The sequence below is a fragment of the Streptomyces silvae genome (assembly GCF_016745505.1).
In the GTDB taxonomy this organism is placed as follows: Bacteria; Actinomycetota; Actinomycetes; order Streptomycetales; family Streptomycetaceae; genus Streptomyces; species Streptomyces silvae.
Genome location: NZ_JAERUC010000099.1, coordinates 1 through 11,465 on the forward strand (window position 1 = coordinate 1; position 11,465 = coordinate 11,465).

At 71.3% G+C, this 11,465-nt stretch carries 12 protein-coding genes; 4 read left to right on the forward strand and 8 right to left on the reverse strand.

Annotated elements, in window-relative coordinates; genetic code table 11:
- Positions 1 to 85: 85 nt before the first annotated feature.
- Positions 86 to 1,363 carry an acetyl-CoA C-acetyltransferase gene (locus JKV81_RS15175; protein WP_202076405.1) on the reverse strand — a complete coding sequence of 426 codons (1,278 nt, stop codon included), beginning with the start codon at positions 1,361 to 1,363 and terminating at the stop codon, positions 86 to 88.
- A gap of 74 nt (positions 1,364 to 1,437) precedes the next feature.
- Here JKV81_RS15175 and JKV81_RS15180 point away from each other — a divergent pair, with 74 nt between their 5' ends.
- Positions 1,438 to 2,760 (forward strand): 3-oxoacyl-ACP reductase, encoded by a 1,323-nt coding sequence (locus tag JKV81_RS15180; RefSeq protein WP_202076370.1) that lies wholly within the window; start codon positions 1,438 to 1,440, stop codon positions 2,758 to 2,760.
- 3 nt (positions 2,761 to 2,763) lie between these two features.
- On the forward strand, positions 2,764 to 3,648 hold the full coding sequence (locus JKV81_RS15185; protein WP_202076371.1) for a MaoC family dehydratase: 885 nt from the start codon (positions 2,764 to 2,766) through the stop codon (positions 3,646 to 3,648).
- Between the two features lie 13 nt (positions 3,649 to 3,661).
- Here JKV81_RS15185 and JKV81_RS15190 read toward each other — a convergent pair whose 3' ends face one another.
- Complete coding sequence (locus JKV81_RS15190) at positions 3,662 to 4,306, reverse strand: TetR/AcrR family transcriptional regulator (RefSeq protein WP_099177751.1); 645 nt, start codon at positions 4,304 to 4,306, stop codon at positions 3,662 to 3,664.
- Between the two features lie 227 nt (positions 4,307 to 4,533).
- On the opposite strand from JKV81_RS15190, the gene JKV81_RS15195 reads away from it, so the two are divergent.
- Positions 4,534 to 5,733, forward strand: a complete 1,200-nt coding sequence (locus tag JKV81_RS15195; protein ID WP_236056712.1) for an alpha/beta hydrolase family protein — start codon at positions 4,534 to 4,536, stop codon at positions 5,731 to 5,733.
- 79 nt (positions 5,734 to 5,812) lie between these two features.
- On the opposite strand, the gene JKV81_RS15200 is transcribed toward JKV81_RS15195, so the two are convergent.
- The 5 genes from JKV81_RS15200 to JKV81_RS15220 form a co-directional block, all read right to left on the reverse strand.
- Complete coding sequence (locus JKV81_RS15200) at positions 5,813 to 7,168, reverse strand: dicarboxylate/amino acid:cation symporter (protein ID WP_129264115.1); 1,356 nt, start codon at positions 7,166 to 7,168, stop codon at positions 5,813 to 5,815.
- Between the two features lie 393 nt (positions 7,169 to 7,561).
- Positions 7,562 to 7,858 (reverse strand): DUF4229 domain-containing protein, encoded by a 297-nt coding sequence (locus JKV81_RS15205; protein WP_202076372.1) that lies wholly within the window; start codon positions 7,856 to 7,858, stop codon positions 7,562 to 7,564.
- A 158-nt stretch (positions 7,859 to 8,016) separates the two neighbouring features.
- Positions 8,017 to 8,547, reverse strand: coding sequence for a GNAT family N-acetyltransferase (locus tag JKV81_RS15210; protein WP_202076373.1), 531 nt, complete (start codon positions 8,545 to 8,547; stop codon positions 8,017 to 8,019).
- 151 nt (positions 8,548 to 8,698) lie between these two features.
- Positions 8,699 to 9,862 carry an aminofutalosine synthase MqnE gene (mqnE, locus tag JKV81_RS15215; protein WP_124277514.1) on the reverse strand — a complete coding sequence of 388 codons (1,164 nt, stop codon included), beginning with the start codon at positions 9,860 to 9,862 and terminating at the stop codon, positions 8,699 to 8,701.
- Between the two features lie 92 nt (positions 9,863 to 9,954).
- A complete protein-coding gene (locus tag JKV81_RS15220; protein WP_099177703.1) occupies positions 9,955 to 10,410 on the reverse strand; it encodes an Lrp/AsnC family transcriptional regulator in 456 nt (151 codons plus the stop codon).
- 121 nt (positions 10,411 to 10,531) lie between these two features.
- Between JKV81_RS15220 and JKV81_RS15225 the strand changes: the two genes are divergently transcribed.
- Positions 10,532 to 10,681: a hypothetical protein gene (locus JKV81_RS15225; RefSeq protein ID WP_164493718.1), complete on the forward strand. Its 150-nt coding sequence runs from the start codon at positions 10,532 to 10,534 to the stop codon at positions 10,679 to 10,681.
- Between the two features lie 10 nt (positions 10,682 to 10,691).
- Here the strand turns inward: JKV81_RS15225 and JKV81_RS15230 are convergent, their stop codons facing one another.
- Positions 10,692 to 11,357 carry a UbiX family flavin prenyltransferase gene (locus JKV81_RS15230; RefSeq protein ID WP_202076406.1) on the reverse strand — a complete coding sequence of 222 codons (666 nt, stop codon included), beginning with the start codon at positions 11,355 to 11,357 and terminating at the stop codon, positions 10,692 to 10,694.
- Between the last annotated feature and the right edge of the window lie 108 nt (positions 11,358 to 11,465).

An 11,465-nucleotide genomic window follows, 5' to 3' on the forward strand; every position in this document is an offset into this window, starting at 1 on the left:
GCGGGTCGTTCACGTACAGCGGTGCGGCGGGCGCGGGTCGGGCCGCGGGTGCGGCCCGAGCCGGCCGGGCGGATTCCGTTGGTGGTCAGGGGCGTTCGAGGATGGCGGTGACGCCCTGGCCGCCCGCGGCGCAGACCGAGATCAGGCCCCGGCCCGGCGCGTCCCGCTCCGCGAGGAGCTTGGCCAGGGTCGCCACGATCCGGGCGCCCGTCGCGGCGAAGGGATGACCGGTGGCGAGGGACGATCCGACCACATTCAGCCGGTCCCTGTCGACGGGTGCGAGCCCCTGCTTCTCCCAGGACGCCAGGGTGGCGAGCACCTGGGAGGCGAAGGCCTCGTGGATCTCGAAAAGGTCGAAGTCCCCGATGGTCAGCCCGGCGCGCTCCAGCATGCGCGGCACGGCGTACGCGGGCGCCATCAGCAGCCCGTCCTCGCCGTTCACGTAGTCCACGGCGGCCGTCTCGTACAGCGACAGGTAGGCCAGCGGCTCCAGGCCGTGGGCCTCGGCCCACTCCTCGCTCGCCAGCAGCACGGTGGCCGCGCCGTCGGTGAGCGGCGTCGAATTGCCCGCGGTCATCGTCGCGTCGGGGTGGTCCGCGCCGAACACCGGCTTCAGCGTGGCGAGTTTCTCCACCGTCGAGCCGGGGCGCAGGTTCTGGTCCCGGTCCAGACCGAGGTACGGGACGACGAGGTCGTCCAGGAAGCCCCGGTCGTACGCCGCGGCGAGCCGCTGGTGGCTGGTGGCGGCCAGCAGGTCCTGGTCCTCACGGGCCACTCCCCACTTACGGGCGGTGACCGCCGCGTGCTCGCCCATCGAAAGCCCGGTGCGGGGCTCGGCGTTGCGCGGGATGTCCGGGACGAGGTGCCCGGGGCGGACGGCGGCCAGGGCCTTCAGCCGGGCCCCCGTCGACCTGGCGCGGCGCGCCTCCAGCAGGATCCTGCGCAGCCGGTCGTTGACCCCGAGGGGCGCGTCGCTCGTGGTGTCCGCGCCACCCGCGACCGCCGAGTCGACGGCGCCGAGCGCGATCTTGTTGGCCGCGGCGATGACGGCCTGGAGACCGGTGCCGCACGCCTGCTGGATGTCGTACGCGGGGGTGCGCGGGTCCAGTGCGGAGCCCAGGACGACCTCACGCGCCAGGTTGAAGTCCCGGCTGTGCTTGAGGACCGCTCCGGCGACGAACTCGCCGACCTGCCGCCCCCGCAGGCCGAAGCGCTCGACGAGCCCGTCCAGCGCGGCGGTCAGCATGTCCTGGTTCGACGCCCGCGCGTACGGGCCGTCGGAGCGTGCGAACGGAATACGACTGCCACCGATGACCGCGACACGGCGCGGCTGCGGAAGTGCGAGGGGAATCAACTCGACCAGCTCATCTCGACAACTCCTGACCCTTGAGTAACCTTACTCAGGAGTAAATCTACGACCGAGCAGGAGTCCAGACAATGGCCGACCGCTATCTGCACTTCACCGGCACGGCATCCGGCCGCTTCCTGACCCGCAGGCTCGGCCTGCCCCAGCCCGCGCCCCTGCGCCGCTGGACGCTCGAAACCCCGTCCCTCGACGGGCCGTTGCTCCACCTCACCGCGGGCAGCTCCGCGCACGCGGACACCCTCGGCCCGGTACTCGCCACGACCGGCCTGAAGGTCACCGACCGGGCGGAACGCCCGGCCGCCGTCGTCCTGGACGCCACCGGCGTCACCACGGCCGCCGGGCTCGCCGACGTACACGCGGCGCTCCACCCCGTCGTGCGGTCGCTGGCCGGCGGCGGCCGCATCGTCGTCCTCGGCACCACGCCGTCCCCCGACGACCACCACCAGGCGGCCGCCCAGCAGGCCCTCGAAGGGTTCGTACGCTCGCTCGGCAAGGAGATCGGCCGGGGCGCCACCGCGCAGCTGCTGCGCCTGGCCCCCGGGACGGACGCCGCCTCGGCGGAGTCCACCCTCCGCTTCCTGCTCTCCCCGCGCTCCGCCTACATCAGCGGCCAGGTCGTCGAACTCACCACCGACGCACCGGGCGAGGTCGCCGACTGGGCGGCGCCGCTCACCGGGCGCACCGCCCTGGTCACCGGCTCGGCCCGGGGCATCGGCGCAGCGGTCGCCTCCGTCCTCGCCAGGGACGGCGCCCGGGTCATCTGCCTGGACGTCCCGCAGGCCGAGGAGGAGCTGACCCGCACCGCCGACCGCCTCGGGGCCACCGCCCTGCCGCTGGACATCACCGCACCGGACGCCGCCGACCTGATCGCCGAGGCCGTCCCCGACGGCCTCGACATCCTCGTCCACAACGCGGGCATCACCCGGGACCGCCGGCTCGCCAACATGCCCGCCGACCGCTGGGCCTCGGTCATCGACGTCAACCTCGACAGCGTCCTGCGCACCACGGACGCCCTCATCAAGTCCGGCACCCTGCGCCGCGGCGGCCGGATCGTCGCCACCGCGTCCATCGCCGGGATCGCGGGCAACAACGGCCAGACCAACTACGCGGCCAGCAAGGCGGGCATCATCGGCCTGGTCCGCTCCCTGGCCCCGCGTGCCGCCGCCGAGCACGGCATCACCGTCAACGCCGTGGCGCCCGGCTTCATCGAGACGAAGATGACGGCCGCCGTGCCGCTCTTCATCCGGGAGGCCGGCCGACGGATGAACTCCCTGTCCCAGGGCGGTCTTCCGGTCGACGTCGCCGAGACCACCGCCTGGTTCGCCCAGCCCGCGTCCGGCGCGGTCAACGGCCAGGTCGTGCGGGTCTGCGGCCAGAGCCTGCTGGGGGCGTGACCGATGACCGGTCTGAGCCTGTCCCTCGTCCGCGGAGCCGTCACCTCACCGTTCAAGCACGCCGGACGCCCCGGCGCCACCCTGCCGGCCACCCGGGAGACGCTCCCGGCCGCCCGCGTCGCCCCCGGCCCCCTCGCCGCGTACAACGAGATCTGCGGCTTCACCGGACCGGACACCCTGCCGCTCACCTACCCGCACGTCCTGGGCTTCCCCCTGGCCATGCGGCTGATGACGGGCCGCGACTTCCCCCTGCCGGTGCTGGGCCTGGTCCACACCTGGATCGAGATCACCGGACACCGCGAGCTGCACCCGGCGGACGCGCTCGAACTCACCGTGTACGCCGAGGAACTGACGCCCCACCGGCGCGGCACGGAGGTCACCGTGGTGACCGAGGCGCGGCTGGCGGGAGAGCTCGTATGGGAGTCACGCAGCGGCTATCTGTCCCGCCACACGACCCGCACCCAGGAAGCGCCCGGCTCCCTGCCTCCTCCGGCCGGGGAGCGCGCCCAGGACGCGCCCGGCTCCGCGTCTCCCCAGGCCGAGGAGCTGCCCGCCGTGACCGAGTGGCGGCTGCCGGCCGACCTCGGCCGGCGGTACGGGGCCGCGTCGGGCGACCGCAACCCCATCCATCTCCACCCCGTGACGGCACGGCTCTTCGGCTTCCCCCGTCACATCGCGCACGGCATGTGGACCGTCGCCCGCTGCCTGGCGGAGGCCGGCAGCGGGACGGATGCCGGCGGGCCGGGGCGGATCCGGTCCGTACGGGCCGACTTCAAGGCGCCCGTGCTGCTGCCGTCCACCGTCACGTACGCCGCCGAGGGCGCCGCCTTCCAGGTGCGCGGCCACAGCCGCGTCCACCTCACCGGCAGCATGACCCGGGAGGGCTGAGCGGGGCCGCGGCTCAGTCCTCCCGGGACTGCCAGCCGCGCCCGTGCATCAGGTTCTCCAGGCCCGCCCACGAGAAGTTCATCAGGGTGGAGGCGGCCTCCTTGGCCGAGACGCCGGGAGTGACGTTCGCCCAGCCGGCGAGCGCCTCCGCCGCCCCCACCAGCGCCTGCGCGAGCCCCGCCACATCCCGGTCGGGCAGCGCGGGATCGCTGTGCGCCTCACGCGCCGCCGCACCGATCAGACCCGTCACGAACGCAACGATCTCCTCACGCAGCGCCCCGACCTCACTGACGAACGGCTCCCCGTGCGAGCTCGCCTGCTGGTGCAGCACCGCCCAGCCGTCCGGGTTCTCCGCGGTGTGCGTGAAGAACCCACGGAGCCCCGCCCACAGTTGCCGGTCGGCCGGCATGCCCGGCTCCACCGCCGCCTGCACGGCTTCCACCAGCGCCTTCGACTCCCGGCGGATGCACGCGGTGAAGAGCTCCTCCTTGGAATTCAGGTACAGATAGACCAAGGGCTTGGACACACCGGCCAGTTCCGCGATCTCGTCCATCGAGGCGGCCCGGTAACCGCGCTGCCCGAAGGTCCGCACGGCCGCGTCCATCATCTGCTGCTCACGCACCGCGCGCGGCATGCGTTTGCTCTTCACTGCACTCACGTCGGACATCCCTCCCACCCCCTCTGCGCTACTCCTCGGTAAGGGTACGGCGCGGCCCCGCCGGCCGTCGTAAGGAAGGGTGGGGCCGGGCCACGATGGCCGGTAGTCGTCCGTACCGTCCGTCCCGTCCATCCACCCAGGGGCGGATCACCTACGCCTCCGGTCTCCCCCGAAATCACCCCAGGGTCCGATGCCTCTGCCCCCTTCCGCCGCCTAGCGTCCCTGACATGACGATCAGACTCCACGGACGGACGGCCGTCATCGCCCTGTCGGCGATGCTCCTGGCGGTCACGCCCGTCGCCACGGCCCAGGCCTTACCCGGCTCCGCGCCCTCCCAGGCCGCGCCCGCCGCCGCCACGACCCAGCTGCCCCGCCCGACCGGCCCGTACGCCGTCGGCACCGAGGTCCTGCACCTCACCGACCACAGCCGCGCCGACCCCTGGGTGCCGGAGGCCGGGGACCGCGAGCTGATGGTGTCCCTGTACCACCCCGCCCGCCCGGGACGGCCCGGCGCGACCGCTCCCTACATGACCACACGGGAGGCCGAGGCCGTGCTCGCGGGCCCCGGGCTGCCGGACGACGCCCCCGCCCTGGTCAGCTCGCTCGGCACCCATGCCCGCACGGGGGCACGGCCGGCCCGGGGGCGCTTCCCCCTGGTGCTGCTCTCCCCCGGCTTCGGCAACCCGCGGGCGACGATGACCTCGCTCGCGGAGGAGCTGGCGAGCCGCGGTTACGTGGTGGCGAGCGTCGACCACGCCTACGAGTCCGCCGGGACCGAGCTCCCCGACGGCCGGGTCCTGACCTGCGCGGCCTGCGACAGGATCGAGGCCGCGCCCTCCGACGAGGTCCGGCAGGAGCTGAGCCGGCTCGTCTCCACCGGACGGGCCGCGGACCTCTCCTTCGTGCTGGACCGGCTGACCGGCCACCGGCCCGCCTGGAAGAACGCCCGCATGATCGACCCGGAGCGGGTCGCCGTGGCCGGCCACTCCATCGGGGGCAGCGCGGCCGCCTCCGCGATGCGCGCCGACCCGCGCTTCGACGCGGGGATCAACATGGACGGCACGTTCCAGGAGCGCGTCCCCGCGTCAGGCCTCGGCGCGCGCCCCTTCCTGATGCTGGGCACCACGTCCGTCCACACCCCAGGCGGCGACGAGTCCTGGGACGAGGGCTGGCAGCACCTGGACGGCTGGAAGCGCTGGCTGGGCGTCGAGGGCTCCGGCCACTCCAGCTTCACGGACATACCCGTCCTGGAGGACCGGATGGGCGTGACGCTGGACCCCACGGTCACGCTCTCCACCGGCCGTCAGGTCCGCATCACCCGTGACTACGTCACCGCCTTCCTCGACCAGCACCTGCGCGGCCGCCACCAGCGCCTGCTGGACGGCCCCACCGCCGGCAACCCGGAGGTCGTCTTCCAGCACCCCTGACCGGGTCCCCCGACCACCCCGCGCACAGGAGCGCCCCCGGACACGGGGGTCCGGGGGCGCTCCTGTGCGTGCGTGGGTGTCACACCGTGACGGGGACGCCCTTCGGCTCCGCGTCGTGCACCTCGGGCTCCTCGACCGGGGAGGCCGACGCCGAGTTGTACGCGTCGTGGTCGAGGATCTTCTCGCGGGCCGAGACGATCACCGGGACCAGCGCCTGGCCCGCCACGTTCGTGGCGGTGCGCATCATGTCCAGGATCGGGTCGATGGCGAGGAGCAGGCCCACGCCCTCCAGCGGGAGGCCCAGCGTCGACAGGGTGAGGGTCAGCATGACCGTGGCGCCGGTGAGGCCGGCGGTGGCCGCCGAGCCGATGACCGAGACGAACGCGATCAGGATGTAGTCACCGATGCCCAGCTGGACGTCGAAGATCTGCGCGATGAAGATCGCGGCCAGCGCCGGGTAGATCGCGGCGCAGCCGTCCATCTTGGTCGTGGCGCCGAACGGGACGGCGAAGGAGGCGTACTCCTTCGGGACGCCGAGTCGCTCGGTGACCCGCTGGGTGACCGGCATGGTGCCGACCGAGGAGCGGGAGACGAAGGCGAGCTGGATCGCGGGCCAGGCGCCCTTGAAGAACTGCAGCGGGCTGACCTTGGCGACCGTGGCGAGCAGCAGCGGGTAGACGCCGAACATCACCAGGGCGCAGCCGATGTAGACGTCGGCGGTGAAGGTGGCGTACTTGCCGATCAGGTCCCAGCCGTAGTCCGCGATGGCGTAGCCGATGAGGCCGACGGTGCCGATCGGGGCGAGGCGGATGACCCACCACAGGGCCTTCTGGAGGAGCTCCAGGATGGACTCGCTGAGCGTGAGGATCGGCTGGGCCTTCTCGCCGAGCTTGAGCGCGGCGATACCGGCGACGGCCGCCATGAAGACGATCTGCAGGACGTTCAGCTCGGTGAACGGCGTGATGACGTTCTCCGGGATGATGCCGGTGAGGAAGTCGAGCCAGGAGCCCGCGTGCTCGGGCTTGGCGCCGTCCTTCGGGGTGAGGCCGGTGCCGGCGCCCGGGTTGGTGATCAGGCCGATCGCGAGGCCGATGGCGACCGCGATCAGCGAGGTGATCATGAACCAGAGCAGGGTGCGGGTGGCCAGCCTGGCGGCGTTGTTGACCTTGCGCAGGTTGGTGATGGACACCAGGATCGCGAAGAAGACGAGGGGCGCGACGGCCAGCTTCAGCAGCTGGACGAAGAGGTGGCCGACCTTGTCGAGCGTGGTGTAGAGCCAGGCGATCTCGTAGCTGCGGGTGATCCAGCCGAGCAGGACACCGAGGACGAGACCGGCGACTATCTGCACCCAGAAGGGGATGCTGGGCAGGCGGAAGCCGGAACCGGACGGCTTACCGGCTTCGGTCTCTGCGGCGGGCGCGGAATTCGCGGACACGGACACACTCCAGATGGGACGCATCGGGACGTACGGGGACAGACGTACGGTCGTGCGGTCGAACAGGGGGACGGGGGTGCGGCGCCCGCGTCAGGGGCGGCGCCGCTGCATGGTGCCGGTTCAGACGTTGCGGCAACAGACCGCGGACATACAGCGGCAGAGATCGACATGCAGGCGCGCCACGAGCGGGACGCCCGGGGCGTGACGGATGCGCACTGCGGTCAACATGTCGAATACGTTAACACTGCAACTTTGAGAACCTCAAAGGTACGCTTCTTGATCATTTATGGACGGCACTCGCACGGGCACGCGAAAACCCCGGTACGGGAGCGGCTGCTCCGGTCCGGGGCTTCGTCTGTCAGGGGTGCGGGTGTGAGGAACCTTACGCGGCGCTTACCCGGCGACGCTGTCCTCGCGGGTGCGGTTCGCCTCGAGCCTGGCCTTGGTCCGGTCGACCTTCGTCATGATCTGCTCGGACATCTCGTCACGCTGCTTGCGCAGCAGGATGTAGCTGAGCGGCGCGGAGAGCACCAGGCCGAGGAGGATGACCCAGACGACGTTCGAGCCGCCGACGCCGGAGGGCAGCACGCCGAAGTGGACGGCCACGCCGGCGACGAAGAAGCAGCCGACGAAAATCAGCAGGCGCATGGCGGTGTACCGGATCGTTGCGCTCGGCTTGGCAGCGGACACGGCTGGCCTTCTCTCTACGTCCGACGTTCCTGCGGTCGTGCAGTCTGAGTCCTGCCCGACCAGTGAAGCATGCCCCGAATTCGATCAGTTCGCAGGGTTGCCCCGGCGGGCCCGCCGGCCCTCCTCGTCACCCCGTCCCCCACCCCCCGGTCCCGGCGTCACGGGCGGAAGAGCGGGAGCAGCATGATCACGTCGTCGCGGTAGTCACCCTCGTCGACCCGGATGGCGTTCGGCACCCGGCCCACCTCCTTGTATCCGCAGGAGGCGTAGAAGCGGTCGGCCCCGGTGCCACCGCGGCAGGTGAGCCGGATGGCGTCGATGCCGTCGAGTCCCAGGGCGGCGTCGGCGGTGGCCGCCATCAGCGCGCGCCCGCACCCCTTGCCCTGGTGGCGGGGGTGGACCATCACCGTGTAGACGCCGATCCAGTGCCGCATGAGCCGGTGGGTGTTGTGGGTGAGGAAGGCGGTGGCGGTCACGGCGCCGTCCTCGTCGCGCCCGACCACCAGGTGGGTGCGACCCTCGGCCATCCCGGCGAGGTGCTTGACCAGCTCGGGCCTGACCTCGTCACCGGTGACGGGCGGCACGAAGCCGACGGCCCCTCCGGCGTTGCTGACGTCGACCCAGAGCGCGGTGATGCCGTCCCGCAGCTCGCGGTCGAAAGCGGGATCCACCTCGAATGTAAGTGCCATAAACGCAGATTAACTATTACGGGATGGGTGCTTCAAGCCGCGTCCACCACGCGAGAAAGCCCCGGCCGGGGGACGGCAGGCCGGGGCTTTCGGACAGCGGGACACCCGGGGCACCCGCTGCCGGTGCGGGGCGTCGGGCGGGCGTGCGGCCTCAGACCCGCATGGGCTGCGGCGTCTCGCGGCGATCGGCCTCCGGGCCGGGGTACTCGCGCAGGATCTCGTAGCGGGTGTTGCGCTCCACGGGCCGGAATCCGGCGTCGCGGATGAGGTCCAGCAGGTCCTCACGGCCGAGCTTGTTCGGGGTGCCGTAGTCGTCGGCGTCGTGCGTGATCTTGTACTCGACGACCGAGCCGTCCATGTCGTCGGCGCCGTGCTGGAGCGCGAGCTGAGCGGTCTGCACGCCGTGCATCACCCAGAAGACCTTGACGTGCGGGACGTTGTCGAAGAGCAGCCGCGAGACCGCGAAGGTCTTGAGCGCCTCGGCACCGGTCGCCATCGACGTACGCGCCTGGAGGGTGTTGCGGACCTTACCGTCCTTCATGTCCACGAAGTCGTGCTGGTAGCGCAGCGGGATGAAGACCTGGAAGCCGCCGGTCTCGTCCTGCATCTCCCGCAGCCGCAGCACGTGGTCGACGCGGTGACGGGGCTCCTCGATGTGCCCGTACAGCATCGTCGCCGGGGTCTTGAGACCCTTCTCGTGCGCGAGACGGTGGATGCGCGACCAGTCCTCCCAGTGGGTGTTGTGGTCGACGATGTGCTGGCGGACCTCCCAGTCGAAGATCTCCGCGCCGCCGCCGGTCAGCGACTCCAGACCGGCGTCGATCAGCTCGTCGAGGATCTCGGAGGCGGAGAGCCCGGAGATCGTCTCGAAGTGGTGGATCTCCGTCGCGGTGAACGCCTTGAGCGCCACCTCCGGCAGGGCTTCCTTGAGCGCGCTGAGCGAGCGCGGGTAGTAGCGCCACGGCAGGGTGGGGTGCAGCCCGTTGACGATGTGCAGCTCGGTGAGGTTCTCGCCCTGCATCGCCTTCGCGAGACGGACGGCCTCCTCGATGCGCATCGTGTACGCGTCCTTCTCGCCCGGCTTGCGCTGGAACGAGCAGTACGCGCAGGACGCGGTGCACACGTTGGTCATGTTGAGGTGACGGTTCACGTTGAAGTGGACGACGTCGCCGTTCTTCCTCGTACGCACCTCGTGGGCCAGCCCACCGAGCCACGCCAGGTCGTCGGACTCGTAGAGCGCGATCCCGTCCTCGCGGGTCAGCCGCTCGCCGGCCCGGACCTTCTCCTCCAGCTCGCGCTTGAGTCCCGCGTCCACCAGTGCCCCTCACATGTCTCTGTGCAGTCGTTCCGGCAGCCCACGGTACTCCCCCGCCCTCCGGGCGCGGCCACCCCCACTGCCGCTCCGCGTCAGACTTCCTCGGGAAGTTCCCCCACCCGGTTCTCCCACTTGGTGGAGAGCACGACGGTCGTACGGGTCCGGGAGACGCCCCGGGTGCCGCTGAGCCGCCTGATGGTCTTCTCCAGCCCGTCCACGTCGCCGACCCGGACCTTGAGCATGAACGAGTCGTCGCCCGCGATGAACCAGCAGTCCTCGATCTCGGCGAGGTCCTTCAGCCGGTGCGCCACGTCCTCGTGGTCGGCGGCGTCGGAGAGGGAGATGCCGATCAGCGCGGTGACGCCGAGCCCCAGCGACGCCGCGTCGACGGTCGCGCGGTAGCCGGTGATGACACCGGCGCTTTCCAGCCGGTTGATGCGGTCGGTGACGCTGGGCCCGGAGAGCCCTACGAGCCGTCCCAGCTCGGCATACGAGGCCCTGCCGTTCTCTCTGAGGGCCTGGATGAGCTGCCTGTCCACCGCGTCCATGTGACTGAAACCTTCCATTGTTCAGCAGTACCGCGAGTTTACGTGTAGAATCCAAGGCACAACAGGGTCAGACCCTGTAAATCTTTCTCATCATCCAAGAAATGCTTTCGAATCTTCAGGAGTGAACGACACCGTGTACTCGATCGAGATGGCCTACGCCCGGATGCGCGAGCTGCAGGACCTGGCCAACCGCTCGCGTGCCCATCAGCCCGCCGCCGCCCACCGCGTCGACCGTGCCCGCGCCCCGCGCATCGGCAGGAAGAAGCGCTGACCCCACCGGTTCAGCTCTGGGAGGCGCCACCGAGCTCCCCCTCCCACCGGCGGTACAGCTGGTGCGGCACCCCCGCCGCGTCCAGCACCCGCCCGGCGACGAAGTCCACCAGGTCCTGGATGTGCGTCGCCCCCGCGTAGAACGCCGGAGAGGCGGGCAGCACCACGGCGCCCGCCTCGTCGAGCGCGACCATCTGCTTCAGCGTCTGACCGCTGAGCGGCGTCTCGCGCACGGCGACGACCAGCTTCCGCCGCTCCTTGAGCGTCACGCTCGCGGCCCGCTGGAGCAGGTCCTTCGAGAGCCCCAGCGCCACCCCGGCCACACACGCCGTCGACGCCGGGACGATCAGCATCCCCTTCGCCGGGTACGACCCCGAGGACGGCCCGGCCGCCAGGTCGCCCGCCGCCCAGTGGCGTACGCCGGCGATGTCCGGCCGGAAGGTGTCGGGCTTCCCGTCCGCTCCCCGCGCCAGCCAGCTCCGCAGGTCCTCCTGCCAGTGGGCGTCGCGGAACGCGATGCCCGTCTCGTCCAGGAGCGTCAGCCGCGAGGCGCGGCTGACCACCAGATCGACGCTCTCCCCGGCGGCCAGCAGTCCGCGCAGCACCGACGCCGCGAAGGGCGTGCCCGATGCGCCCGACACCCCGACAATCCAAGGCCTGCGTTCCTGCTGAGTCATCGAAGTCCTGGCTGTCACACCGCCGAGCCTATCCGGCACCCCGCTCCAGGAACTGAGCCAGGGGCTCCGGACGTTGCAACGGATGAGGGAACAGCCATGGACAGGGGG

Excerpts from the sequence above, each read along its gene's own strand:
- JKV81_RS15180 (WP_202076370.1), top strand. The coding sequence starts at position 1,438 with ATGGCCGACCGCTATCTGCACTTCACCGGCACGGCATCCGGCCGCTTC.
- JKV81_RS15185 (WP_202076371.1), top strand. The coding sequence starts at position 2,764 with ATGACCGGTCTGAGCCTGTCCCTCGTCCGCGGAGCCGTCACCTCACCG.
- JKV81_RS15195 (WP_236056712.1), top strand. The coding sequence starts at position 4,534 with ATGACGATCAGACTCCACGGACGGACGGCCGTCATCGCCCTGTCGGCG.
- JKV81_RS15210 (WP_202076373.1), bottom strand. The coding sequence starts at position 8,547 with ATGGCACTTACATTCGAGGTGGATCCCGCTTTCGACCGCGAGCTGCGG.
- JKV81_RS15220 (WP_099177703.1), bottom strand. The coding sequence starts at position 10,410 with ATGGACGCGGTGGACAGGCAGCTCATCCAGGCCCTCAGAGAGAACGGC.
- JKV81_RS15230 (WP_202076406.1), bottom strand. The coding sequence starts at position 11,357 with ATGACTCAGCAGGAACGCAGGCCTTGGATTGTCGGGGTGTCGGGCGCA.